General features: G+C 70.0%; 19 protein-coding genes. 10 read left to right on the plus strand and 9 right to left on the minus strand.

Annotated elements, in window-relative coordinates:
- The first annotated feature begins 94 nt into the window (after positions 1-94).
- Together ggt and LR393_RS05735 are read left to right on the plus strand one after the other, a co-directional pair.
- Entirely contained in the window at positions 95-1,981 is a 1,887-nt protein-coding gene (ggt, locus tag LR393_RS05730) for a gamma-glutamyltransferase (protein ID WP_231482130.1), read from the plus strand.
- Between the two features lie 39 nt (positions 1,982-2,020).
- A complete protein-coding gene (locus LR393_RS05735; protein ID WP_231482131.1) occupies positions 2,021-3,754 on the plus strand; it encodes a DMT family transporter in 1,734 nt (577 codons plus the stop codon).
- Positions 3,755-3,757: 3 nt separating this feature from the next.
- On the opposite strand, the gene LR393_RS05740 is transcribed toward LR393_RS05735, so the two are convergent.
- On the minus strand, positions 3,758-4,087 hold the full coding sequence (locus tag LR393_RS05740; RefSeq protein WP_231482132.1) for an ArsR/SmtB family transcription factor: 330 nt from the start codon (positions 4,085-4,087) through the stop codon (positions 3,758-3,760).
- Positions 4,088-4,187: 100 nt separating this feature from the next.
- Here LR393_RS05740 and LR393_RS05745 point away from each other — a divergent pair, with 100 nt between their 5' ends.
- The 3 genes from LR393_RS05745 (at position 4,188) to LR393_RS05755 (ending at position 8,322) form a co-directional block, all read left to right on the plus strand.
- The gene (locus LR393_RS05745) at positions 4,188-5,441 is read left to right on the plus strand and encodes an MFS transporter (protein WP_231482133.1); all 1,254 of its coding nucleotides are present in this window, start codon (positions 4,188-4,190) and stop codon (positions 5,439-5,441) included.
- A gap of 87 nt (positions 5,442-5,528) precedes the next feature.
- On the plus strand, positions 5,529-7,589 hold the full coding sequence (locus LR393_RS05750; RefSeq protein ID WP_231482134.1) for a CoA-binding protein: 2,061 nt from the start codon (positions 5,529-5,531) through the stop codon (positions 7,587-7,589).
- Between the two features lie 67 nt (positions 7,590-7,656).
- Positions 7,657-8,322: a TetR/AcrR family transcriptional regulator gene (locus LR393_RS05755; protein WP_231482306.1), complete on the plus strand. Its 666-nt coding sequence runs from the start codon at positions 7,657-7,659 to the stop codon at positions 8,320-8,322.
- Positions 8,323-8,411: 89 nt separating this feature from the next.
- Here the strand turns inward: LR393_RS05755 and LR393_RS05765 are convergent, their stop codons facing one another.
- Positions 8,412-10,916: a Tex family protein gene (locus LR393_RS05765; RefSeq protein WP_331282909.1), complete on the minus strand. Its 2,505-nt coding sequence runs from the start codon at positions 10,914-10,916 to the stop codon at positions 8,412-8,414.
- Positions 10,917-11,260: 344 nt separating this feature from the next.
- On the opposite strand from LR393_RS05765, the gene LR393_RS05770 reads away from it, so the two are divergent.
- The 4 genes from LR393_RS05770 (at position 11,261) to LR393_RS05785 (ending at position 16,577) form a co-directional block, all read left to right on the plus strand.
- Positions 11,261-12,769 (plus strand): MFS transporter, encoded by a 1,509-nt coding sequence (locus tag LR393_RS05770; protein WP_231482135.1) that lies wholly within the window; start codon positions 11,261-11,263, stop codon positions 12,767-12,769.
- Between the two features lie 211 nt (positions 12,770-12,980).
- A complete protein-coding gene (locus tag LR393_RS05775) occupies positions 12,981-14,450 on the plus strand; it encodes an AAA family ATPase (RefSeq protein WP_231482136.1) in 1,470 nt (489 codons plus the stop codon).
- Positions 14,451-14,470: 20 nt separating this feature from the next.
- A complete protein-coding gene (locus LR393_RS05780; protein ID WP_231482137.1) occupies positions 14,471-15,826 on the plus strand; it encodes a hypothetical protein in 1,356 nt (451 codons plus the stop codon).
- Positions 15,827-15,851: 25 nt separating this feature from the next.
- The gene (locus LR393_RS05785) at positions 15,852-16,577 is read left to right on the plus strand and encodes a 3-keto-5-aminohexanoate cleavage protein (protein ID WP_231482138.1); all 726 of its coding nucleotides are present in this window, start codon (positions 15,852-15,854) and stop codon (positions 16,575-16,577) included.
- Positions 16,578-16,670: 93 nt separating this feature from the next.
- Here the strand turns inward: LR393_RS05785 and LR393_RS05790 are convergent, their stop codons facing one another.
- The 3 genes from LR393_RS05790 to LR393_RS05800 all read right to left on the minus strand — a co-directional run bounded on the left by LR393_RS05790 (position 16,671) and on the right by LR393_RS05800 (position 18,585).
- Entirely contained in the window at positions 16,671-16,928 is a 258-nt protein-coding gene (locus tag LR393_RS05790) for a hypothetical protein (RefSeq protein ID WP_231482139.1), read from the minus strand.
- A 111-nt stretch (positions 16,929-17,039) separates the two neighbouring features.
- Positions 17,040-17,303, minus strand: coding sequence for a hypothetical protein (locus LR393_RS05795; RefSeq protein WP_231482140.1), 264 nt, complete (start codon positions 17,301-17,303; stop codon positions 17,040-17,042).
- A complete protein-coding gene (locus tag LR393_RS05800; protein ID WP_231482141.1) occupies positions 17,236-18,585 on the minus strand; it encodes an AMP-binding protein in 1,350 nt (449 codons plus the stop codon). The genes LR393_RS05795 and LR393_RS05800 overlap by 68 nt, the downstream gene beginning before the upstream one ends.
- Positions 18,586-19,285: 700 nt before the next feature.
- Between LR393_RS05800 and LR393_RS05805 the strand changes: the two genes are divergently transcribed.
- The gene (locus LR393_RS05805; RefSeq protein ID WP_231482142.1) at positions 19,286-20,599 is read left to right on the plus strand and encodes an MFS transporter; all 1,314 of its coding nucleotides are present in this window, start codon (positions 19,286-19,288) and stop codon (positions 20,597-20,599) included.
- 39 nt (positions 20,600-20,638) lie between these two features.
- Here the strand turns inward: LR393_RS05805 and LR393_RS05810 are convergent, their stop codons facing one another.
- Genes LR393_RS05810 through LR393_RS05825 form a run of 4 tightly spaced genes read right to left on the minus strand, consistent with a single transcriptional unit; the run spans position 20,639 to position 25,566 of the window.
- A complete protein-coding gene (locus tag LR393_RS05810; RefSeq protein ID WP_269326764.1) occupies positions 20,639-21,703 on the minus strand; it encodes an ABC transporter ATP-binding protein in 1,065 nt (354 codons plus the stop codon).
- Positions 21,673-22,710 carry an ABC transporter ATP-binding protein gene (locus LR393_RS05815; protein WP_231482144.1) on the minus strand — a complete coding sequence of 346 codons (1,038 nt, stop codon included), beginning with the start codon at positions 22,708-22,710 and terminating at the stop codon, positions 21,673-21,675. The genes LR393_RS05810 and LR393_RS05815 overlap by 31 nt, the downstream gene beginning before the upstream one ends.
- Positions 22,711-23,724: an ABC transporter permease gene (locus LR393_RS36215; protein ID WP_231482145.1), complete on the minus strand. Its 1,014-nt coding sequence runs from the start codon at positions 23,722-23,724 to the stop codon at positions 22,711-22,713. It abuts the gene before it with no gap.
- Between the two features lie 54 nt (positions 23,725-23,778).
- A complete protein-coding gene (locus LR393_RS05825) occupies positions 23,779-25,566 on the minus strand; it encodes an ABC transporter substrate-binding protein (RefSeq protein WP_231482146.1) in 1,788 nt (595 codons plus the stop codon).
- Positions 25,567-25,577 lie beyond the last annotated feature (11 nt).

Genomic DNA, 25,577 nt, shown 5'->3' on the forward strand with positions numbered 1-25,577 from the left:
TAGCGTTACAGCAAGTTGCCGGGAGTGGTCCGGACCCGGCTACCATGCCGGTCATTCCGCGTACCGCCACCGAGCCGCCTGCCAGGGAGAATCGATGTCGAGCCGGCCCCCGTCCGTTGTCCCGAACAGCCCGAGCAGCCCGAGCAGCCCGGCCGGTCCGACCCGGGCGAGAGCCCGCCGGCGGGGACTGGCCGCGCTGGGCGCCCTGGCGGTCTGCGCGCCACTGACCACGGTCGCCGTCGCGGCCGGCCCGGCCACCGCGTCCACCCGCAACACACCCACCCCGAAACAGCCGAGCGCCACCGGTTCCGGGGGTGCCGTCACCAGCGTCGACGCCGACGCCACGGCGATCGGGCTGGATGTGCTGCGCCAGGGCGGCAACGCGGCCGACGCCGCCGTGGCCACCGCCGCGGCCCTGGGCGTCACCGAGCCCTACTCCTCGGGCGTCGGCGGGGGCGGGTTCCTCGTCTACTACGACGCGAGGAAGAAGCGGGTCAGCACGATAGACGGCCGCGAGACCGCGCCGAAGACCTTCACCCCCACCACCCTCCAGAAGGCCGACGGCACCGCGCTCGACTTCGCCACCGTGGTCAGTTCCGGCCTGTCGGTGGGAGTTCCGGGCACGCCCGCGCTGTGGGAGAAGGCGTCGAAGAAGTTCGGCACCTGGAAGCTGGGCCGGACCCTCGCCCCGGCCCAGCGCCTGGCCGAGCAGGGCTTCGTGGTCGACCAGACGTTCCACGACCAGACCGCGGCCAACGCCGCACGTTTCGCCAAGTTCCCGGCCACCGCCGAGCTCTTCCTGCCCGGCGGCCAGGCCCCCGAGGTCGGCAGTGTGTTCACCAACCCCGACCTGGCCAGGACCTACGCAGTGCTGCGCCGGCAGGGCGTGCGGGCCGTCTATCGCGGCGACATCGCCGACGCCGTGGTGTCCACCGCGAGCGCGCCGCCGACCACCGACGGCTCCACCGTGTACCCGGGTCAGATCACGAAGAAAGACCTGCGCTCGTACCGGGCCCTGGTCAAGAAGCCGGTGAAGAGCCGCTACGAAGACCTCACCGTCTACGGCATGCCCACCCCCTCGTCCGGTGGCATTGCGGTGGCCGAGGCCCTGAACCTGCTCGAGGAGTACCCGGGCGGGCCGCTGGGCCGGCTGCCGGAGGCCCAGTACCTGCACCGCCTGGCCGAGGCCAGCGCCACGGCGTTCGCCGACCGCAACCGCTACGTCGGCGACCGGGTCGGCACGCCGACGGCCGAGCTGGTCTCGCAAGACTTCGCCGCCGAGCGGGCCTGCCAGCTGTTCGACCCGGAAAAGGCTGCGGCCCGGCCGATCCCGTTCGGCACCCCGGACGGCGACTACGGTGACTGCGACCGGCCGGCGGTCTCCCAGGAGGCCGCCCGCGACGACCACGGCACCACGCACCTCACGGTCGCCGACCGCTGGGGCAACGTCGCGACCTACACCCTGACCATCGAGCAGACCGGTGGCTCCGGTATCACCGTGCCCGGCTACGGCTTCCTGCTGAACAACGAGCTCACCGACTTCGACTTCGTCCCGCTCACCGCGGGCGTCCCCGACCCGAACCTGCCGGGCCCGGGCAAGCGTCCCCGCTCGTCGATGTCGCCCACGATCATGACGAAGAACGGTGAGCCCTACCTGGCCCTCGGCTCGCCCGGCGGCGCCACGATCATCACCACGGTGCTGCAGGTCGCACTCGGGACCCTGGACCGGAACCTGTCCCTGGTCGACGCGATCGCCGCCCCCCGGCTGTCGTCGCGCAACGGCGCCACGTCCGAGGCCGAGCCGGGCATCACCGGTACGGCGCTGGGCACCGAACTGGCCGCGCTGGGCCACCAGCTCAAGGCCAATCCCGAGATCGGTGCCGCCACCGGCATCCGGTTCCTCGGCGGCCGGCGGACGACCGCCGCGGCCGAGCCGACCCGGCGGGGCGGAGGCGCGGCCGGTGTGGTCAGACCGGAGTGATCCTGCCCGGCGGTACGTGACCAGGTGATGAGATCAGCGGTGCCCGCGGGCTGGGGCCGTCGCCTGGCGGCACCGACCATGAGTAACAGCATCGGGTTCATGTTGCTGTCGGTGCTGGCCTACAGCTTCTTCCCGCTCGTGGGCACATCGTCGGTCGATCAGGTCGACCCCACTCTGTTCATCGCGCTCTGCCACCTGTTCGCCTTCCTGGGTCTCCTGCCGGTCGCCCTGGTCATGATCCGGCGGCGGCGCACCGCGTTCACCGCGACGCGGCCGGCTCTGCGCTCGCGTCCCTACCTGGCCGACTGCGCCCGGAGCGGTCTGGTGAACGCGATCAGTCACGCCTCGCTGTTCGCCTCGTTCAGCTATGTGAACAGCGCCTCCAGTACGGCCATCTACGAGATCTGGCCGGTGGCCGCGGTGGTCCTGTTCTCCCGCCTGATCGCCGAGTACCGCGGCACCGAGCTGAGGGACTGGCTCTACCTGGGCCTGTCGGGCGGTGGCGTCGGCCTCATCGCCGTCTCGGTCAGCCTGGGCCGCCGGGCCGACGCCCTGCACCGCGACTGGGACACCACCATCGGCATCGCCCTGGCGCTGCTGTCCGCCGGTGCCATGGCGCTGAGCACCACGCTCAGCGCCAGAGCCTCGCGACGGCTGGGCACGATGCACGACCCGCTCTCCCAGGCGGTCCTGGCCCAGAGCACCATCAAGGTCTTCTCGACCCTGGGGATGACGACGGTCTTCCTTCTGCTGTTCGCCGTCCGCGGAGCGTCGCCACATCTCGACGCAGCGGTGGTGGGTCTGGCGGCCGGCACCGGCATCTTCATCATCGCCCTGGGCGCCGTCACCTTCCAGATCGGCAACATCCTGGCGACGTCGCCGATCATCAACCTGCTGTGGTTCCTGACCCCGGTGATATCCCTGCTCTGGCTGGACATCACCGGACTCGCCGAGATCACCCGGGGCATCGCGACCGGCGCCATCGTGATCATTGCCGGGAACCTCTTGATGACCACCCGCGCCGATCCCCAGACCGCCTACACCGGAACCGTTCTGGGCCTCTGTCTGTCCATCGGGATCTGTGGTGTCGTCCTCGGCGACAACGACGAGCACTACTTCGACATGGTGGCGACCGTCGCCGGAGTCTTCGCCATCCTGGTGGCGTTCATGCTCCAGCGCGTCACCGAGAAGGGGCAGCGCGTCGGCGAGGCGGCCATCGATCTCCTGGAAGCGGTTCGCCGCTCTTCCCAGTTCCCGGACGAGCAGCGGGCCCGCCTGACGGCGAGCATCCTCACCTGGCTGGGGAACCGGCACGTGCGCCCCACCCGGCCGCCGGAGGGAACCGAAGGCCTGGTTCCCCCGGAACTGGCGGGAAAGGACGACATGGTGGACGAGCGCGCACGTCGTCTCGTGGCCTCCACCGCCGCTGTGGTCTCGTTCGGTGAACGCCTGGTCCTCGTGATCCTCGCCGGGCTGATCATCGTGATCCTGCACATCAGCCGGCCCAACACGTTCGCCGGTGACCTCTTCCCGGTGGTCCTCAGCGGCGTCGTCATCTTCCTCGGCGTCCGGGTCTGGGAAGAGCACGACTCGGTCCGGGTGGCATCCATCCGTCGCATCTACGGCGGGCCGCAGACGCCGGAACCCTCCTCAGGGACCGGGTCCCGGTTCATGGCCACCGTGAGCGCGTTGCTCCTGGTCGGGATTCTCGCCCTCTACACGCTCACCCTGCTCCGGGTCTACGGAGTCCCTTTCACCTTCGCCCACCAATAACGCTCAGGCCCGGACGGACCGCACCCCGCCGGGCAGCACCGCGTCCAGCAGCCCGGGCCAGCGCTCGTCCAGATCGGCCCGGCGCAGGGACAGCCGGCGCTCACGCCCACTCGGCACCGAGCGCGTCACCCCGGCCTCGCGCAGCACCTTGAGGTGGTGCGACCGGGTGGACTTCGGCATCTGCGGCCCGACCGACGCGCACACCAGGGGCGTCTCGCCCTCACGCCAGACGGCCAGCTGCCCGACGATCTCCAGGCGCACCGGGTCGCTCAGGGCGAACAGCACCGCGGGCAGGCTGAGATCCGCGACGTCGGGATGCTCGTACGTGCTCATGTGCTCACTCTAACCCGGCCCGGGCGGATAGTTCGACAATTTCGGAACCTAGGCCTACGCTGCCACGGTTCCATTCTGTTCGAACTTTCTGGGGGTCCGGATGATCACGCAGTCCCGTCGGGCGGCCGGCTTCTGGCTCGTCGCCCTGACCTCGGTGGTATTCCTCTCGGCGGCCAGCGCGCCCTCGCCGCTCTACGTCGTCTACCAGCAGCAGTGGCACTTCGGGGCGCCGATGCTGACGCTCGTGTTCGCGACGTACGCGATCACGCTGCTTCTGACGCTGCTCGTGGTCGGCGGCCTGTCCGACTTCGTCGGCCGCCGGCCGGTGATCGTGACGGCCATCGCCGTGGAGATCGTCTCCCTGGTGGTCTTCCTGGTCGCGGACGGTGTCACCGAGCTGATCATCGGCCGCGCCCTGCAGGGACTGGCCACCGGCGTCGGGCTGGGCGCACTCGGGGCCACGATCAGCGACCTCGCCCCGCCGGAGCGGCCCGCGCTGGCCTCCGGGCTGAACGTCGCCTCGCCCACCTTCGGCCTGGCCGCGGGCGCCCTGCTCTCCGGTGTGCTGGTGGAGTTCGCCCCGCGCCCGACGACGCTGGTGTTCGAAGTGCTCACCGTGCTCCTGCTCATGCTGCTGGTGGCCTGCGCCGTCGTGCTGCCCCGCCTCACCGAGCCGCGGCCCGGCGCCCTGGCGAGCCTGCGCCCGACGGCATCCGTCCCACCCTCGGCCCGGCGTGCTTTCCGCAACGCCCTGCCGGTCCTGGTCGCGACCTGGTCGATCGGTGGGCTGATCCTCTCGCTCGGCGGGTCGCTGGCCGTGGGCGTCTTCGGCGTGAACAACCACGTCATCGGCGGCATCGTGGTGACGGCCATGGCCGGGTCGGGCTCCGTCGCCGCCTTCGCGGTGCGCAGCCGGCCGGCCCGCACGACGATGCTCGGGGCGTCACTGGTGCTCGCCGCCGGTATGGCCGCGGTCCTCGTGGCGGTCGACATCACTTCTCTCCCGCTGTTCTTCGTCGGCCTGGTCGTCACCGGCCTGGGCTTCGGCGCGGGATTCGTCGGGGCGCTGGGCTCCGTGGCCCAGCTGGTGCTCCCGCACGAGCGCGCCGAGCTGCTGTCGGCCGTCTTCGTCCCGAGTTACGGCGCGTTCGGTGGTGCCGCGGTCCTGGCCGGGCTGGCCGTGCCGCAGTTCGGGTTGCGGCCCACGACCACGGTGTTCGGTCTCGTGGTGATCGCCATGGCCCTGCTCGCCGTGGGCGCCGAGCTCCTGGCCCGGCGGGCGGAGCAGTCGGAACAGTCCCGGCCGGTGGGCTCCCCCGAGGTCACGCCGGCCCTGGCCACCCCCATGCAGTGACCCCTGGTTCCACCGTGATCACTGTGGATCACGGTGGATCGGGGGAAAACCCCCCGAACGGCATCCGAACCGCGAATACTTGCCTGCGTGGTAACTGAGGCCGGGGAGCCGCGACCGTTCCCCTCGTCGCCCGACCCGGATCTGCGGCGCCTGTTGTCACCCCGGTCGGTCGTGGTGGTCGGCGCTACCGACCGGGCCGGCTCCTACGCCGCCCAGACCCTGCTCAATCTGCGGCGTTCCGGATTCACCGGGGCCCTGGCGGGGGTGCACCCGCGGCAGGAAGACGTGCTCGGCGTCGCCTGCCGGCCCGACCTGGCGGGCGCGCTCGACCTGATCGGCGCCCCGGCCGACGCCGTGGTCGTGGCCACCACCGCCGCCACCGTGCCCGACTACCTGGCCGAGGCCGGGCGGCTGGGCTGCGGCGGGGCGGTGGTCTTCGCCGGTGGGTTCGCCGAGACCGGTGACCTGGCCGCCGAACAGCGCCTGGTCGCCGCGTCCGGCCGGTTCGGGCTGCCGACCCTCGGCCCGGACACCGGCGGCCTGGTCAGCAGCCACGCCCGCGCCCCTCTCTGGCGCGACCCGGTGACGCTGCCCGGTCCGGACGAGCCCGATACGGGCATCGCGCTGATCACCGAGAGCAGCGCCGTCGGCCGGCGGGTCCTGGCCCACCGCGGGGGCACCGGCCTGCACACCGTGATCTCCCTGGGCAACGGCGCCGTGGTCGACACCGCCCACGCCCTGACGGATCTGGCGACCACCGCCGGGATCCGGGCGATCGCGCTGTACCTGGAGCAGGTCCCGCCCGGCGCTCGGCTGGCCTCGGCCCTCGCCGTGTGCGCCGATGCCGGGGTGCGGCTCGCGGTGCTGCGCACGGGCCGCCGCACCGGCGACGGTTCGGTGCTCGACGCGCTGCTGCGCGAGGCCGGGGCGGTGCCGTGTGCCGACGTGCACCAGCTGATCGAGACCACGCGGGCCCTGGCCCGGGGGCGGCGGTCCCGCCGGCCCGTCGCCGTCATGACCACCTGCACGAGCGACGCCGCACTGGCCGAGGACCTGGCCGCCGGAGCCGGGGTCGAGCTGGCCGCGCTCCAGACCACCACCCGGCTCAAGCTCCGCAGTCACCTCCCGGGAACGGTGACGCCGTCCAGCCCGCTGAACCACACCACCCGGCTGCACGCCGACGCCCTGGACACCGTCACCGCCGCCGTGGCCGCGGATCCCGGTGTGGGCACGGTGGTCTACGTGCAGGACGAGCCGGCCGTCCCCCCGCCCGGCATCCACGGCGACATCGACGTGCTGGTCGTCGCCGCGATGCCCGGGCAGGAACCGGCGGGGGCGGTCTCCGGCCTGCCCTCCGCCCTGGCCGCCCTCGCCCAGCTACGCGAACCACCGCCGGACGCAACCCGTCTCGCGCGGATCGCCCGGACCGCCCGGGTGGCGGCCTCCTCCGCCCCGACCCTGCCGACCTCGGTCCGGCCGGGCCGACGCCACCTCTTCCCGCCCGAGCACACCATGAAGGCCGTGCTCGACACGGCCGGGATCGACGTGCTCCGGCACGCCGTCGTGCCGGTCCCGCCGAGCGGTTGTGACCCCGCGGCCGTCGCCACGGCCGTGGCGCTGGCCGCCGCCCAGATCGGCTTCCCGGTGACCCTGCGCCTGTCCTCCCCCGGGGCCCCGCCCGACCTCGGACCGACCGGGTCAACCGGGCCGACCGGCCTGACCAGCCTCACCAACGGTGACCGGGTCGGCCGCCGGGTCGCCGGGCTGCTCCGCGAGGCGGATGCCCTGGACATCGAAAGCCGCTGCGATGCAGCCCTCCTCATTGAGACCCAGGCGCGCCCGGGCGTACCCCTGACGATGACCGCGCATCGCGAGGGGGTGGTCCCCGCCCTCACCGTCGGCCTCGGCGGACCCTGGGCCCAGGTGCCCGGCAGCACCCGCACCGTTCCGCTGCCCGCCGACCCGGAGCGCGTCACCCTGGCGGCGGCGTCGCTGCCCGGTACCGCGACCGCCGACCTGGCCGCCGCCGGACGGGCCGGTCACCGGCTCGGAGAACTGCTCGTGGAGGGCCATTTCGCCCATCTGCGCATCACTCTCACCGATGGGACGGCCGTGAGCGCCCAGGCCCGGCGGCAGCCCTGGCCCTGAGGATCGGATTCCCGCGCCCCGGGCGCGTTCGGGGTCCTGTCCCGGCCGGTTGTGGTTGCATGACGCAATGGTGGCGAGAACAGCGACTTCGGACGAGATCTCGGTCAGCACCCTGGAAGTCTCGGTCCCGGCCCCCCGGACCGGGACATCACCGGCGCACCGGGCGAGCGCCCGGGACCGCATCGTCGAGGGCACGGCCGCGCTCCTGGCGCGACGTGGCCTCCAGGCCACATCGCTCAACGAGATCCTCAGCGCCTCGAAGGCCGCGCGCGGATCGATGTACCACTCCTTCCCCCGGGGCAAGGAACAGGTGGTCGCGCAGGCCCTCGGCCTGGCCGGTCAGCGCACCCAGGAATGGCTCGACCGGTGGGACGGTGACGCCGCCGACGTGGTCACCGAGCGATTCCTGCACAGCTGGCGGTTGCTGCTGTCCCGGTCCGACTGCACCACCGGCTGCGCCGTGCTCGCCGTGACCGTGGCCGCCGCCGACACGAAACCCCTTCTCGACGAAGCAGCTTCGGTGTTCCGCGGCTGGCGCACCCGCCTGGCCCAGTTGCTCGAGCACGGTGGCCTGCCCGCCGGCAGCGCCGCGGGCTTCGCCACCCTCCTCATCGCCGCCAGCGAGGGAGCCGTGGTGCTGGCCCGTGCCGAGCGCACCCTCGAGCCCTTCGACGCGACCGCCGAGCAGCTCCTCACCCAGGTCAGATCCCTGCTCGCCGCCCCCCACGCCTGATCCGGCGATCCCCGACCGGCCACGGGTGGGCCTCACCCGGCTGTCCGCGCGAAACCCACCCGCCGGCGGTAATTCTCCGTTCCCGGAACCTACTTGTTCAGCAGCCCGGCGCGACGCAGCGCATCCGCCAGCGCGGTGTCCGGTACCGCAGCGCCACTGCGCCCACCGCCCTGACCACCACGTCCACTGTTCTGGCCACCCTGACCACCCTGGCCGCCCTGGCCGCCACGGTTGCCCTGGCCCCCCTGACCACCGCGTCCACCTGCACCGCCCTGGCCACCACGACCCTGGCCACCCTGGCCGCCGCCCTGGCCCTGACCACCCCGCCCCTGACCGCCACCGGGCCGCTGTCCCCGGTCGCCGCCACCGTTACCGCCGCCCCGGGAACCCCGGCCACCACCGGCGGGCGCACCGATCTCGTCGTCGAGCCGCAGGCTGAGGGAGATGCGCTTGCGGTCGACATCCACCTCCATGACCTTCACCTTGACCACGTCTCCGGGTTTGACGACCTCGCGCGGGTCGGACACGAACTTGTTCGACATGGCGCTGACGTGGACGAGGCCGTCCTGGTGCACGCCGACATCGACAAAGGCGCCGAACGCGGCGACGTTCGTGACGACACCTTCGAGCACCATGGCCGGCCGCAGGTCGGTGACGGTGTTGACCCCGTCGGCGAAGACCGCGGCCTTGAACGCCGGTCGCGGGTCCCGGCCGGGCTTGTCCAGCTCGGCCAGGATGTCCTCGACGGTGGGCAGACCGAACGTGTCGTCGGCGAACTCGTTCGGCTTCAGCGAGCGGATGAGCGCCGTGTTGCCGATCAGCTTCGGCAGGTCGACCTCGGCCCTGGTCAGGATGCGCCGCACCAGCGGGTAGGCCTCGGGGTGCACACCGGAGGCGTCGAGCGGGTCGTCGCCGCCCTGGATGCGCAGGAAGCCCGCCGACTGCTCGAAGGCCTTGGCCCCCAGCAGCGGCACGTTGCGTAGCGACTTGCGGCTCGTGAAGGGGCCGTTCGCGTCGCGGTGGGACACGATGTTCGCGGCCAGGGTCTCGCCGATGCCGGAGACCTGACGCAGCAGCGGGGCCGAGGCGGTGTTCACGTCGACGCCGACCGCGTTCACGCAGAACTCCACCACGCCGTCGAGCGAGCGGGCGAGCGACGACTCGGGCAGATCGTGCTGGTACTGGCCGACGCCGATGGACTTCGGGTCGATCTTCACCAGCTCGGCCAGCGGGTCCTGCAGGCGGCGGGCGATCGAGACCGCGCCGCGGATACTGACGTCGAGATCGGGCAGCTCGGCCGAGGCGTAGGCAGAGGCCGAGTAGACCGAGGCGCCGGCCTCGGAGACCACGACCTTGGTCATGTTCAGGTCGGCCGCCCGGGCGATGAGCTCGGCGGCCAGCTTGTCGGTCTCCCGGGAGGCCGTGCCGTTGCCGATCGCGATCAGGTCGACGTGGTGCGTGCGGGCGAGCTTCTCGAGCTCGTCGAGCGACTCGGCCCAGCGGCGGCGCGGCTCGTGCGGGTAGATCGTGCTGTGGGCGACGACCTTGCCGGTGCCGTCGACGATCGCGACCTTGACGCCGGTGCGGATGCCCGGGTCGAGGCCCATCGTGGCGCGGTTGCCGGCCGGGGCCGCGAGCAGCAGGTCGCGCAGGTTGGCGGCGAAGACGCGGATGGCCTCCTCCTCGGCGGCCGTGCGCAGCTGCGAGCGCACGTCGAGGCCGAGGTGCACGGAGATCCGGGTGCGCCAGGCCCAGCGCACGGCGTCGGTGAGGAACTTGTCGCCGGGGCGGCCCTGGTTGGACACGTCGAACCGGTGCGCGATGAACCGCTCGGAGGCGCCGAACTCACCGGGGGCGGGCGGGGCCTCGTCGTCGGCCTCGAAGGTGAGGTCGAGGATCTCCTCCTTCTCACCGCGGAACATCGCCAGCACCCGGTGGGAGGGCAGCTTGGTGTAGGCCTCGGTGAGGGCGAAGTAGTCGGAGTACTTGGCGCCCGCCGCCTCCTTGCCCTCGCGCACGCCGGCGGCCAGCCGGCCCTTGCTCCACATCCGCTCGCGCAGGGTGCCGATCAGGTCGGCGTCCTCGCTGAAGGTCTCGACCAGGATCGAGCGCGCGCCCTCGAGCGCGGCGACGGCGTCGGCCACGCCCTTCTCGGCGTCGACGTACTGCCCGGCCACGACCCGTGGGTCCTGCGTGGGGTCGGCGAGCAGCCCGGTGGCCAGCGGCTCCAGCCCGGCCTCGCGGGCGATCTGGGCCTTGGTGCGGCGCTTGGTCTTGTACGGCATGTAGATGTCTTCGAGGCGGGACTTGGTCTCCGCCTCGCGCACCTGGGCCTCGAGCTCGGGGGTCAGCTTCCCCTGGGACCCGATGGACTCCAGGATCGCCTCACGCCGCTTCTCCAGCTCGCGCAGGTACGCCAGGCGCTCCTGCAGCGTGCGCAACTGCGCGTCGTCGAGGGTGCCGGTGACCTCTTTCCGGTACCGGGCGACGAACGGCACGGTCGCGCCGTCGTCAAGGAGTCCGATCGCGGCGACCACCTGCCACAGCTGCACCTGCAGCTCGTCGGCGATGCGCTGTTCGACGGAAACTGTCACGTTCTTCCACCTCTTGCCCGGTGCTCCTGAAGGACGATCACAGACTCTATGGGGTACCACCGACAGGTTGCGGTCCCGACAGCCGACGGGGAGCCCCCCGAGAGAGCACTCCCGGCCCATCCCCTCCCATATCCGCAGCAAGCGGGCCTGCGGACCGGTGCGGGTGGCGGGCGTCACCCGGTCGGCAGATATCCGGAGGGGAATACCGGCAGCCCTCCTCTACGCTGCACTCCCCGGTTAGTTGCCGTCCGCAACGAACTGCCATCGTCCCCGGGTACATCCCCACGTCAGCGACGACGTGTGCGCTTCACACCCTCAGCAAGAGAAGGCGGAGTACAAGCTTCATGGTCGCGGTCGACTCGTCGAGTCCCACATCCAAGTCCGAGAACGGGCAGCCGCAGACGGGCCTCCTGGTCGTCGGCCTGGCCACGGCGGTGATGACGCTGTCGCTGCTGCAGACCCTCGTCGTCCCCGTTCTTTCCCGTATCGCCGAACAGCTCGACGCCGACCTCACCGCCGTCGCCTGGGTCCTCACCGCCAACCTGCTGGCCGCCGCCGTCGCCACCCCGGTCCTCGGGCGCATGGGCGACGTGTACGGCCGCCGCCCGGTGATGCTCGGCATCCTGGTCACCGTGCTGATCGGCATCCTGCTGGCGCTGTTCACCAGCTCGCTGCCCATCCTGATCCTGGCCCGCGTGCTCCAGGGCACCTCGTACGGCCTGTTCCCGCTCTCCATGGGCGTGCTGCGCGAAGAGGTCCCCCCGCACCAGCTCACCTCGTCGATGGCTCTGGTCAGCGCCACCCTCGGCGTCGGCGGCGTGGTCGGCCTGCTGGCCACCGGCCTGCTCACGCAGGGCGACGCCAGCTACCACCGCCCGTTCTGGTTCGGCCTCGCCGTCACCCTGATCGCCCTGGTCATCGGCTTCTTCACGCTCCCCCGACGCGCCCCCGACGGCCACCACACCTCGGTCGACTGGATCGGCGGCTTCATCCTCGGCGGCGGCCTGGTGCTGCTGCTCCTGCCGATCTCGCAGGGTGAGCGCTGGGGCTGGGGCTCGCCCCTGACCATCGGCCTGTTCGTCGCCGCCGTCGTGGTGCTCGGCGGATGGCTCGTCGTCGAGGGCCGCATCGCCCAGCCGCTCGCCAGCCCGAAGCTCCTGGCCAACCGGGGCGTCGCGATGACCAACCTGGCCGGCCTGCTCGTCGGTTTCGGCCTGTTCGGCGCGTTCCTCGGCATCACCGACTTCGTCGAGACGCCCAGCCAGGTCACCGGCTACGGCTTCGGTGCCAGCGTGCTGCGCGCCAGCGCCCTGTACCTGCTGCCCGGTGGTGTCGCCGGCGTCATCGCGGCCCCGTTCATCGGCAAGTACGTGCACAAGGTCGGCGGCGGCCGGGCCCTGGCCACCGGCGCGATCTTCGGCCTGATCGGCTTCGCCGGCATGGCCCTGTTCCACGACCGCTCGTGGCACATGATCGTGTTCGGCATCTTCACCCAGCTCGCCGTCACCTTCGGCTTCGCCACCCTGCCCGCCCTGCTCGTGCAGAGCGTCTCCCCCGCCGAGACCGGTGTCGCCAACAGCGTGAACTCGATCATGCGGTCGGTCGGCAGCGCCGTGGCCAGCGCCCTCATCGTCAGCCTGCTCACGGCCATGGCCGACGACAGGACCGGGCTCCCCTCCGAGGGCGCCTACGTGGTCATCTTCACCATGGGGGCCGTCGCCTTCGCGATCGTCGCGCTGATCGGCCTGTTCGGCGTGCGCGGCCACCGCCCGGTGCCCGCGCAGGAAGAGCGCGAGGAGGCCGCCGTCAGTATGGCCGGCGAGTTCTCCCCGGTGTCGGGCCTGTCGTCCTGATCCTCCACCAGCCAGGTGCGGTCCGGGTTCGTTCCCGGGCCGCACCTTTGTTTTTGCCTGCTTGCGGACGCCGTCCCGCCCCCGGTTCCGGAGATCAGTTCGCGTCGCACTCGGCTTCCGCCCAGTGCGCAGACCCACCGTGCACCCTTTGACGGAAGTATAATTCCGTGAACTATACTTCTGTGACTTGGACCACCTGGGAGGTCGTGCCGTGGAAAAGGCCCCACACATCTTCGGCAGGTCCCGCGAATGGGACGGCCTGGCCGCCTTCGCCGGCACCCCCCTGGCAGCGACCCAGGGTGGCGCCTCCCTGGGAATCGTCAGCGGTCGGCGTCGGCAGGGAAAGAGCTTCCTGCTTCAGGCCATGGCCGAGGCGGTCGGGGGGCTGTACTTCGCGGCCACCGAGGCTACCGAGGCCGAGTCGCTCCGCCTCTTCGCCGAAGCCCTCGCCCGCCACACCGGGCAGTTCACCGGCGCGCTCTTCCGGGACTGGAACGACGCGATCGCGCACCTGTTCCGTAGCCCGTGGAACGGGCCGACCTTCGTCGCCATCGACGAATTCCCGTTCCTCTCCAAGGCGTCGCCGGCCCTGCCGTCCATCATCCAGCGCGAGCTCGGCCCGGGCGGCAGCGGCCGCACCAGCCCGGTCCGCCTGGTGCTGTGCGGGTCGGCGATGTCGGTCATGGGAAGTCTCCTGGCCGGTCAGGCGCCGCTGCGCGGGCGGGCCGGTCTCGAGCTCGTGGTTCAGCCGTTCCGGTATCGGGAGGCAGCCCGGTTCTGGGGTATCACCGACCCCCGGCTCGCGGTGCTCGTACACGCGGTCGTCGGCGGCACCCCCGCCTACCGTTATGAATTCACCCGGGGAGACGCGCCTTCGAGCATCGAGGACTTCGACTCGTGGGTGGTACGTAACGCCCTGAACCCGCAGACGCCCCTGTTCCGGGAGGCGCGGTACCTCCTTGCCGAGGAGTCCGCCATTCGCGACCCCGCGCTGTACCACTCGGTGCTGGCGGCCCTTGCCGCCGGGAACACCACGAACGGGAGGATCGCGAATTTCATCGGGCGCCGGTCCGACCAGATCTCCCACCCTCTCAACGTTCTCGAGAACTGCGCCCTGATCACCCGGGAACCGGACATGTTCCGGCCCGGCCGGTCGCACTACCGGATCGTGGAACCCCTGATCACGTTCTACGAGGCGATCATGCGGCAGCGCTGGGCCGAACTGGAGATCCACCGGGCCCAGCCGGTCTGGGCCAGCACCCGGCAGACCTTTCTCACCCAGGTCGTGGGACCGCACCTGGAGTCCCTGTGCCGGTCGTTCGCACTCGACGAGGGCGCCGACCTCTTCGGCGAGCAACCCTCCGAGGTCGGCTCCGGTGTCATCAATGACCCGGCGAACCGGACCCAGATCGAGATCGATGTGGTTGCGTTCTCGGCCCAGCAGTCGAACGGCCCCCGGAACGTCGTCTCCCTGGGCGAGGTCAAGTGGGGCGAAGTCATCGGGGTCGACCATCTCAGACGCCTGAAAAAAGCACGGGACCTGCTGCAGGCCAAGAGCTACCACACCGAGAACACCGTTCTCGCCCTGTACGGTGGCGCCGGGTTCACCGACGAACTCACCGCCCTCGCCACCAAGGACGACCAGGTTCTGCTCGTCGACCTCGAGCGCCTGTACTCCTGAGGAAAAGAACGGACGACGTCATGAGCACTCCGGTGGACCCCCGGTTCCTCCAGTCCCTGCGCACCGCGCATCCCCTGTTGACGGTGGCCGAACCGGTCTGCGCCATCGAGGATTCGCGGCTCGTCGTCCGGTTCCGGTTCACCGTGGGGCAACACACCTTCGAACCCTCGATCACGCTGAGCGGTCTGGAGGCGCACGAGCTGGCCCGGGCCAACGACGCTCCGGCCCGCGAACTCCTCCGGGCCCTCGCCGTGGTCGAGGCCTTCTCCTACTGGAAGGCGTTCTGCAGCCCGGAACTGGTCATCCCCGGCACCGACGACCAGCTCGGCTGGTGGAACGGCTTCTGGGCCCCGGCCATGGGGGAATTCTTCTACCGCAACGACATCGACTTCACACAGCCCGGCTTCCTCGAACTGAGGGCCACCGGAGGTCCCGCCCCGGCCGGCGGAACCGCTCCCGAAGGGCCCGCCCTGGTCATGTTCTCCGGCGGCAAGGACTCGCTCGCCCTGACGCTCACCACCCGGAAAGCCCTGCCCATCGACGTCTTTCTCTACAACCCGACCCCGAACCAGATCGCGCTCACGCAGTCGCTGGAGCCCGGCCGGGTGATCACCCTCGAGCGGCAGATCCGGCCCGAGCTGCTGCGGCTGAACGACGAAGGGCGTCCCAACGGGCACACGCCGTACTCGGCCTACCTGGCGTTCGCCGCGATGCTGGCCGGCTACCTGCGCGGCAACCGCCTGGTGCTGGCCGGCAACTCGCGCAGCGACGACGAGCCGAACATCAGCGCCTACCGCGGCCGTCCCATCAATCATCAGTGGACGAAGACGTACGAGTTCGAGGCGAACCTCGCCGACTACCGGCACCGCTGGGTGCCGGCGGCTCCCCCGTACGCCAGCCCGCTGCGTCCCTTGTTCGAACTCCAGATCATCTCCCTGCTGGCCGACGACGTCGACGCCTACCTGCGCACCGCGAGCTGCAACCAGACCAGGAGCACGGGCTGGTGCCGGGCCTGCGCCAAGTGTGCCTGGGTCTTCCTGGCCACCTCGGTGCTGTTCGGGCACGACCTGGCGGTCACCAAACTCGGCGGTGACCTGCTCGAAGACCGTTCGCTGGCCGGGCTCTACGAGCGGATGGCCGGTCTGCACGGCACCAAACCGTTCGAGTGCACCGGCAGTGAGGACGAAGTGAGGGCCTCCCTGCGGTCGGTGCTGGAACGTGACGCCCCGGTTCCGGCGGCCCTGCTGCTCATGGCCGAGGACACCCGGCTCCAGCAGGCACCCACCCTGGGCGAGGTGCTGGCCGACTGGGGCGCCGACGACCTGGTGCCGGAGGCGATCCGGCCCCACGTCGAGAAGGCTCGCGGCCAGGGATAAATCCAGGAAACCGAGGGAGAGTCCGGTGCTGAAGGCGTGTCTCAACGGGTCCCGCACCCGGTCGGAACATCCTGGTCTGCCGGTCACGCCGGACCAGCTCGCCGCGGCCGCGCGCGAAGCGGTGGAGGCCGGGGCCGACGCCCTGCATCTGCACCCGCGAGGGAGAGATGCGGCCGAGTCACTGCGGGCGGCCGACGTGGCGGCGGCCGTCAGCGCCGTGCGTCAGGCGTGCCCGGGAATCCCGGTGGGTGTGTCCACCGGGCTGTGGATCACCGCTCGCGACGTGTCCGCACGGCGTGATCTGGTCGAGGGCTGGTCGGCGCTACGAGCTTTCGAGCGGCCTGACTTCGCCTCGGTGAACCTCTCCGAACCTGGCCGGCTCGAGCTCGCGGCGACCCTGCACACGATCGGCATCGGGGTCGAGGCCGGGGTCTGGAGCAACCGCGACGCCCAGCTCCTCGCGTCCGCCCGCCCCGCCGGCATCATCCGGGTACTCGTCGAGATCATCGATGTGCCACCGGAGAACGCGGTGGCCGAGGCCGACGCCATTCTCCGCGAGTTCGGCGATCCGGGTGTGCCGGTCCTGTTGCACGGCGAGCAGGAGGCGTGCTGGCCGGTGCTGCGTCATGCCGTGGCCCTGGGCCTCGACACCCGGATCGGCCTGGAGGACACGCTGACCGGGCCGGACGGCGGGCCGGTCACCGGCAATGCGGACCTCACCCGCCGTGCCCGCGAGCTGATCAACACCTGATCGGCGCCCCGACACCGGTGCCGAACCGCGTCAGGTCGTGCGGCCCACGGTGTTCCCACTGTGGCCGTTCTCCTCAGTTCGAGGGCGCCGGCCTCAACGGCCACTCTGCTGTGCCACCTGACGACGCGCCTCGTCGTGCAACTCAGGTGTGTACCGGACCTCCCCGCCCCGGCCCGCGTAAGGACAATTCTTCACACCGGCGGTGCGCCGCAGGATGGTGACGCTGTTCTGCATCAGCTTCTGTGACTCCAGCAGGTTCACGACCTCCAGCTCGCCCGGGTGTGCCTTCTGCACCTCCTGGATGTAGTGCAGCACCGCCTCGCCCTCGGGGTAGGTCATCAGGTAATGCATGACGACCAATCCGCCGTCCGGGTTGATCAGGTCCCAGAAGTGGTCGAAGAAGTAGAGACATTCCCAGGCATCGACCCAGGCGAAGTCGATCGGCCGGAAGTCCGCCGGCAGCTAACCGATCGAGTCCCGTAGATCGGCGTTGACCACCGTGACCAGATCGTCGAGGCCGAGCTCGCGCAGTACCTCACCGGCCCGGTCCGCCGACGACTCCTCGATCGAAAGATTGTCCACCGCGACCAGACTCGGCCGGTACGGCTGCAGGTACGAAGCCGGGGAAAGCAACGGCGGCTCATCCAGCAACCATGAATCACCGAGCTGATCGCCCTCGGCCAGATGACGGCTGGTCTTGGCCGCCAGGGCCACCTGCTCGGCCACGGACTGCTGCCGGATGCCGGAGAGCGCGGCGGCCAGGAACGGGGTCGTGTATCCCATCCCGACCTCGAGCACCCGTCCGGTCGATCAGTTCTCCGGTGCCCGGACGGTGGACGAACTTCTCGGCCGTGAGTTCTGGACGGCCCAGATACCCCAGGGCCACTCCCGGACCCCCGACGCAGAGCTCACCGAAATCACCGGCGGGCACCGGGGAGAGCTGCTCGTCCAGGATGACCAGGCTGGTGTTCTGCAGGGGAAAACCAATCGGAATTCGTTCCAGATCAGCCAAATTCTGATTGGTGCAATCGAAATATGCTGCGAAGGTGGTTGTCTCGGTTGGTCCGTAGCCATTGACCAGCCGCCCGGGCGGATCGGCCGCCAGCACCCGGCGCACGGCCCCCAGCTCCAGTTGTTCACCGCCGATCACGAGCGTGTCCAGTCCGGAGAAGGCCGAGGGCCGCTCCCGGGCCACGGTGTGGAACAGCGAGGTGGTGAGGAACAGCGCGCTCAGCCGTTCCGTACGGGTCAGCGCGATCCAGTCGTCCAGCGGCAGGTCAGCGACGTCGGGCAACACGACCACCGACCCACCGGCGACGAGCGGGTTCCAGATCTCGAACGTGGTGGCGTCGAAGGCGGGGTTGGCGGCATTGCCCACCCTGTCGCCGGGCCCGACGGTGCAGAACAGCGCTTCGGTCGCCAGCCGGCGGACGGCGCGGTGCGGAACCACGACCCCTTTGGGCCGGCCGGTGGACCCCGAGGTGAAGGCGACGTAGGCCGGGTCGTCACCGCGCAGCCCGGGCGCCCAGTCCTGGTCGCCGCCCCGCTCCAGGCCCTGGTCCGGATCCTGGTCCGGGCCCAGGTCCGGGACAGTGATCGACCGCAGGTCCGACGGCAGCTGGGGCCAGGCCAGGCCGGCCCCGGCGTCGAGCACCACGAGGTCGGTCCCGGCGTCCTGAAGGATGCCGGCGATCCGGTCGGCCGGCGCCATCGCATCCAGCGGAAGGTACGCGGCGCCGGCCCGGAGAACACCGAGAAAACTGACAACCATGGAAACCGAACGCTTCTGGGCCACAGCGACCACATCCCCCCGGCCCACGCCCCGTTCGGCCAGGGCCCCGGCCAGCCGGCCGGCCCGCCACCAGAGTTCGGAGTAGCTGAGGTTCTCCCCGGTCAGCGGGTCACGCACGGCCAGTGCCTGCGGTCGCCGCTGGACCCAGTGCCCGACCAGTCCGGGGACGACCTGGTCAATGCCGGCCGGTTGCGGAAACGTGCTGTCGTGCTCCACGTTGCTCCTCCATTCACTGATCAGCATCACGGCGCATCGTCACGGCTGGAAGAAACCAGGACCGGGACGCGGCGAAATCTTTACGAACATTCGCGACGGCTCAGCAATTGACCGGTCAGCGAATTCGCTATTTCACCGGGCCGATATCCTTCGGCCCCACCCATGATCAGCCCCAACCATCTCTCCCACCGGCCCGAATGGATCGACGAATTGATCCGGAATAGACGTGAGGCATCGGCGCACAAGAATTCCGAAAGGCAATTTTCCCCCAGAAACATTCCAGTTTGCATCGGGCCGTGTACACGTTCCCCCGCCCATCGTGATCACGCAAAGCTCACTCTTCACATCTTTGCGCAATGCACAATCGTGATCAAAGGTCCCTTAAGGTACATCCGGTGACTTGGCAAGCCGTCGGCAATGTCCACTCGGTTAACTACGCCCGGCCCCCGCCGCCGAACGCCCGGCCGGACTCAGGAATGGCGAAACGCCGGCCAGCGCTTAACCGCCGCTCGACCCGGGACCGGTCATCAGCCTCTCCCGGCCACGGCGACGCCTTTGACAGACACCCGCGATCCCATAACATTGCCCCGCGCGCCCGGGGGTCGATATCTCAGTCGGCTTCGTTTCCTGACCCAGCATCCGGTGGTACCCGCGAATCCGCCCCGGCACACCACCGAGCGAATGAAATTGAGGTGCATGAATGACAGGCGCAGATCGCATCGGCTCCGTGATGCGGACCTGGCTGACCGAGATCGTCCCGGGTCAGGGAGCTGCTCGTCGCCTCGCCGTGCTGACGATTGTGCAGTCCATCGGGTACGGCCTCTTCCTCACCTCGAGCGCGATCTTCTTCCGTGAGACCGTCGGCCTCACCATCACCCAGGTGGGTCTCGGCCTGTCCGTCGCCGGCCTGGCCGGGCTGCTCTTCACGGTGCCGATCGGCCGCCTGGCCGACCGGTTCGGCGCCCGTTTGCCTCTTCTCACGCTGTACGCCGCGCTGGTCGTCCTGTTCGCCGCGTACTGCGGGGTGACAAATTTCGCGGGCTTCGTGGTGATCGCCAGCTTGATCTCGATCTGCGAGACATCGGTGACCCCGCTGCGCGCCACCCTCACCCACGCGCTGTTCCCGCCGGAAGACCGGGTCCGGGTCAGCGCCCAGATGCGTAGTCTGCTCAATGTCGGCTTCATGATCGGCGCGGCCTGTGCCGGTGCGGCGCTGGCCGTCGGTACCCGGTCCGCCTTCTTCGCGGTGGTGCTGCTCTCCGCCTTCGGTCACGCGGTCTGCGCCGTGATCGTCGCGCGGCTCCCGCAGTCCACGCAGGCACCGGCGGTGGCCACCCCCGGCTCGAACCAGGCCCGATCAGGGCTGCGCGATCTCCGTTTTCTCGGGCTGTCGCTGCTGGCCGGGGTTCTCGAGTTCTACCAGCCGATACTGACTGTGGCCCTGCCACTCTGGATCGTCGCCCGCACCGACGCACCGACCTCGGTCAACGCCGTGCTGCTGATGCTCGACACCATCCTGGTCATCCTGCTCCAGGTCGCCGCCAGCCGCGGCGCCGAGACCGTACCCGGCGCCGCGCGCATGCTTCGCCGATCCGGGCTCGTGCTGGCGGTCTCGTGCGCGATCTTCGCGACGACGCAGGGAGCTTCGGCGGTCGTCGCGATACCGCTGCTCCTGATCGGCACCGCGGTCCTGGTGTGGGGCGAGCTGAGCCAGGCAGCCGGGTCCTGGGGGCTGGCCCTGCACCTTCCGCCGCCCGGCAAGCAGGGTGAGTATCAGGGAGTATTCGCCCTGGGCCGGGGACTTCAGCAGACCACGGGGCCGGCGGTGGTGACCTTCCTGGCCGTCACTCAGGGGTGGTGGGGCTGGCTCGTGCTGGGAGCGTTGCTCGCAGTGTGCGGGATCGCCTGCCCGCCGCTGGCTCGTTCCGCGGAACGAGCCCTGACCGGCGGGTCGCTCCCCGGGTCCGTAGATGCCGGGTCATCCCTCGCCCCGGGCCCCACTCCCGCCTCCTGAGACGGTCGGCCCGCCCGGTCAGGTACCACCGAGGCCGCGCTACTCAGCCGGCTGAATCGGATGGGCGGCCGGGCGCCGGCCCGGCGCATTCTCCGGGAAGTGGCAGGCCACCTCATGTCTCGGCGCAGCAGCGGCAAGCAGCGGCTCCTGCACCGAGCAGATCTCCTGCGCTTTCCAGCACCGGGTATGAAACCGGCACCCGGGCGGCGGGTTCAGCGGGCTGGGGGTCTCGCCGCGCAGCCGGATCCGCTCGCGGTCGGTACGCACGTCCGGGTCGGGAACCGGCACGGCCGACAGCAGCGCATGCGTGTACGGATGCATCGGCTGCTCGTACAAGCTGTCCCGGTCGGCGATCTCGACAATCTTGCCCAGGTACATCACGGCGACCCGGTCGGAGATGTGCCGCACGACGGACAGGTCGTGGGCGATCACCACGTAGGTCAGGCCGAACTCGTTCTGCAGGTCTTCGAGCAGGTTGATGACCTGAGCCTGGATCGACACGTCCAGGGCGGAGACCGGCTCGTCGGCGATGATCAGCTTGGGCCGCAGCGCGATCGCCCGGGCCACACCGATGCGCTGACGCTGACCGCCGGAGAACTCGTGCGGGTACCGGTTGTAGTGCTCCGGGTTCAGGCCCACGAGCTGGAGCAGTTCCTGCACGGCGGGCTTGATCTTCGCGACCGGCAGGGTCTTGTGGAGACGGAACGGGGCCCCGACGATCGAGCCCACGGTGTGACGCGGGTTCAGCGACGAGTACGGGTCCTGGAAAATCATCTGCACGTCACGACGCAACGGGCGCATCGCCCCGCGCGACAGGTGCGCGATGTCCCGGCCCTCCAGCTCGATCGAGCCCTCGGTCGGTTCGTCCAGACGGGTCAGCAGGCGGCCGGTGGTCGTCTTGCCGCAGCCGGACTCCCCCACCAAACCCAGGGTCTCGCCCTTGCGCACCTGGAAGTCGATGCCGTCCACGGCTTTCACCGCGCCGACCTGGCGGCGCAGGACAGCACCGCGGTTCACCGGGAAATGCCGCTTCAGGCCCTTGACGTCGAGCAGGAGGTCTTCAGAGGAGTCGCTCACAGCCGCGGTGACACCTCTTCCGTCCAGAGCTGCCGTCGCGTGGCGTGCGGCAGGTGGCAGGCCACGCTGTGCGTGGTCCCACCCGGTACCGGGAGCAGTTCGGGCACGTCGGTCAGCGCCTTCCCGTCGGTCAGTTCGTCGTAGGGGCAGCGCGGGCTGAACGCACAGCCGGGCGGCAGGCTGATCAGGCTCGGCGGGCTACCGGGAACAGGCAGCAGCCGCTCGGCGCGGACCCGGTCCATCCGCGGCATCGAGCTGAGCAGCCCCCAGGTGTAAGGATGCTCGGGGGCCTTGAAGAGTTCCCGCACCGGCGCGTGCTCCACGGCCTTGCCGCCGTACATGACCAGCACGTCGTCGGCCAGCTCGGCGATCACGCCGAGGTCGTGGGTGATCATGATGACCGCCGAGCCGAACTCCTGCTGCAGATCGCGGATCAGGTCGAGGATCTCGGCCTGCACGGTGACGTCCAGCGCTGTGGTCGGCTCGTCGGCGATCAGCAGCTCGGGATCACAGGCGAGTGCCATCGCGATCATCGCGCGCTGGCGCATGCCACCGGAGAACTGGTGCGGGTAGTCGTCCACCCGTGAGGAGGGCTCCGGAATGCCGACCCGGCCGAGCAGATCGATCGCGTGCTGGCGGGCCTGCTTCTTGCTGACGTCGTTGTACAGCCGGTAGGCCTCGATGATCTGCGCGCCGACCTTGAAATACGGGTGCAGCGACGACAGCGGGTCCTGGAAGATCATGGCCATCTTGCGGCCCCGCAGCTTCCGGACGAAATCGGCACTGGCCGAGATCAGCTCGTCGCCGTCCAGCCAGATCTCGCCGGAGACGCGGGCGTTCGTAGTGCGGTGCAGGCCCATGATGCCCATGCTGGACACACTCTTGCCCGAGCCGGACTCGCCCACGATTCCCAGCGTCTTTCCGCGTTCCAGTGAGAAGCTGAGCCCGTCGACCGATTTCACCAGACCGTCGTCGGTCGGGAAGTGGATACGCAGGTCCCGGACCTCAAGGAAGGGACGCTTGTCCTCCGTCACTTACAGCCTCACCCTCGGGTCGATCACGGCGTAGAGAATGTCGACGACCAGGTTGGCTATCACCACGAAGGTGGCGGCCAGCAGGGTCACGCCGAGCACCTTGGGCAGGTCGTTGTGGGAGATCGCCTGCACCGTGTACGAGCCGAGACCGGGCAGCGAGAACGTCGACTCGGTCAGGATGGCGCCACCCACCAGCAGACCCAGGTCGAGACCGAAGATCGTCAGCACCGGGGTGAGCGTGGAGCGCAGGGCGTGTTTCAGAACCACCGTGCGCTCGGGCAGGCCCTTGGCCCGGGCCGTGCGGATGTAGTCCTCGTTCATCGTCTCGAGCATCCCGGCCCGGGTCAGCCGGGCGTACCCGGCCGCGTACAGGAAGGCCAGCGTGACCCAGGGCAGGATCAGGTCGTAGGCCCACTGGATCGGGTTCTCCAGCAACGGGGTGTAGCTACTGCCCGGCGGGAAGATGTTCAGGGTGTAGCTGAACACCGACAGGGCCAGCAGACCGGTGAAGAACACCGGCAGCGAGACACCCGCGAGCGCCACGGCCATGGCCGCCCGGTCGAACACCGTGCCCCGGCGCAGCGCGGAGAGCACTCCGACCCCGACGCCGCTGATCAGCCAGATCAGCGCCGCGCCGGCGGCCAGGGACAGTGTCACCGGCAGCCGGTCGAGCAGGTCGGGCAGCACCGGGTTCTGGTCGATGAACGAGAACCCGAGGCAGGGAGCCGGGCAGTGCTCCGGGGCCGGCCCGCCGAGGTCGTAGTCGCGGCCCGCGAAGATGCCCTTCACGAAGTCGCCGTACTGCACGTACACCGGGTCGGTGAAGCCGAGCTGTACGGCCCGCTCGTGCACCTGCTCGGCGCCGGCCGTCTTGCCCACGTAGCGCGAGGCCAGGTCGTCGGCACTCGCCCCGGCCAGCCTCGGCACCAGGAAGAAGATCGCGAAGGTGATGAAGCTGACCAGGGCCAGGATGACGACGGCGGCGACCGCGCGCCTGGCGATGAATGCCGTCACTGCTCAGTCCTTTCCGGTCGCCGTCGTCGTCGATTCACGGTGCTGTATTGCCTTTCAGCTCTTCGCCACGCCGAGCGCGGAGTAGTCGTACCCGTCGTAGGAGCTGCTGACGAACACGTTGGTCAGGGTCTTGGGCCGGTACAGCAGCACCTTGGCCCAGACACCGGGGTACACCCAGGCGCCTTCCATGACCTTCTTGTCGATGTCGGCCCACTCCTGCTCACGCTTGGCCGTGTCCTGCTCGTTGACGGCCAGGTCGATGAGCTTGTCGACCTCGGGGTCGCGCACGCTCAGGTTCGAGGCGCCACCGGTCTCCCGGATGACCCGGCTGTCGACCAGCTGCGACAGGAAGCCGTAACCGTCGGCCCAGTCGGCGCCCCAGCCGTTGGCCATCAGGCCGAGGCCTTCCTTCTTGGCGAAGGACGGCTTGCCGGCGTAGAGCGAGAAGTAGTCGCTCTGCGGGTAGGGCTTCAGCGTCAGCTTGATGCCGACCTTGGCCAGCGACTGCTGCATCGACTCGGCGGCGGCCTTCTCGGCCGGGCGCTCGACGCGGTAGCTGTAGCTGGTCTCGAAACCGTCCGGCTTGCCGCAGGCGGTGAGCGCCTCCTTGGCCTTGGCCTCGTCACCGGTCGGCGAGCTGACCGGGTACAGGTCGATCTTCTGCTGGCCCGGGATGGTCGGGGGCAGCAGGCTGGTGGCCACGTCGCCGCCACCGATCGAGCCGCCGAAGGCTGTCTGGTAACCGGTCCGATCGGCCGCGTAGATGACGGCCTTGCGGCAGTCGATGTTGTCGAACGGCGCGACCTCGCTGTTGATCGAGGTGAACCAGGTGCGGTTCAGCGGAGCCGAGTCGGCGTTCTTCTTCTGCTCGGGGTCGGCCAGCACCTGCGCCTTGGCGGCCGCGCCGATACCCAGCTGGGTGACGGAGACGTCCAGGTCACCCGAGAGCAGACGCTGGTCGATGTCGTCCTTGTTGACGTTGAGCGTCACGTCGATGTTGTCCGGCAGGGCCGGGCGCACCTCGTCGGTGGCCGCGTCCCACTGGTCGTTGCGGACCAGCTTGAAGCTCTTGCCCGACTGGTAGTCCGCGAACTTGTAGGGCCCGGACGAGACCACGGAGGACTTGTACTTCGAGCCGGTGTCCTTGTCCTTCGGCACCGGGACCGTGGAGGGCAGGGCGGCGAAGTAGTCGAACCCGCTGAACGCCTGGTTCAGGTGGAAGACGATGGTCTTGTCGTCGGGCGTCTCGATCGAGTCGAGGTCCTTCTTGTCCTTGTAGACCGAGTAGCCCTCGGGCACGTCGGCCAGGAAGTCGTTGAAGTACGTCGGGCCGTGCGGGAACGTGGTCTTGTCGAGCTGGCGCTCCACCGCGTACCGGATGTCGCCCGAGGTGATCGGCGAGCCGTCCTCGAACTTCAGGCCGTCCTTCAGCGTGTAGGTCCAGGTCTTGCCGCCGTCGGACGACTTGCCCAGGCTGGTCGCGAGGTCCGGCACCAGGGTGGCACCCTCGGCGCCGGGCGCGGACTTGTAGGTCACCAGCGTGCGCGTGTAGTACCGGGCGAAGTTCCAGGAGTACCCGTAGTAGGTGTCACCCGGGTCGGTGGAGTCCCACTCACCCTCGTTCGCGTAGCGGAGGGTGCCGCCCTTGGCGTCGGAGGAGTTGACGACACCGGTGACAGCCGCGTCGAACTTGGCCGCGCCACCGGAGGCCCCGCCGTCGCCGGACGAGGATCCCCCGCCGCACGCCGTCAGGCTCACCGTCAGCGCGGCAGCGCCGGCGACGGCGATGGTCGTGCGCCTTCTTCTCATGGTGTGTTCCACCTTCACTGTCTTGGCCAGCACGGCACCTTCTT

The sequence above is a fragment of the Kineosporia mesophila genome, assembly GCF_021129235.1.
In the GTDB taxonomy this organism is placed as follows: domain Bacteria; phylum Actinomycetota; class Actinomycetes; order Actinomycetales; family Kineosporiaceae; genus Kineosporia; species Kineosporia mesophila.

Coding starts and splice junctions, on each gene's coding strand:
- LR393_RS05790 (WP_231482139.1), bottom strand. CDS start 16,928: ATGCATTACCTGATGACCTACCCCGAGGGCGAGGCGGTGCTGCACTAC.
- LR393_RS05740 (WP_231482132.1), bottom strand. CDS start 4,087: ATGAGCACGTACGAGCATCCCGACGTCGCGGATCTCAGCCTGCCCGCG.
- LR393_RS05770 (WP_231482135.1), top strand. CDS start 11,261: ATGGTCGCGGTCGACTCGTCGAGTCCCACATCCAAGTCCGAGAACGGG.
- LR393_RS05780 (WP_231482137.1), top strand. CDS start 14,471: ATGAGCACTCCGGTGGACCCCCGGTTCCTCCAGTCCCTGCGCACCGCG.
- LR393_RS05755 (WP_231482306.1), top strand. CDS start 7,657: ATGGTGGCGAGAACAGCGACTTCGGACGAGATCTCGGTCAGCACCCTG.
- LR393_RS05745 (WP_231482133.1), top strand. CDS start 4,188: ATGATCACGCAGTCCCGTCGGGCGGCCGGCTTCTGGCTCGTCGCCCTG.
- ggt (WP_231482130.1), top strand. CDS start 95: ATGTCGAGCCGGCCCCCGTCCGTTGTCCCGAACAGCCCGAGCAGCCCG.
- LR393_RS05805 (WP_231482142.1), top strand. CDS start 19,286: ATGACAGGCGCAGATCGCATCGGCTCCGTGATGCGGACCTGGCTGACC.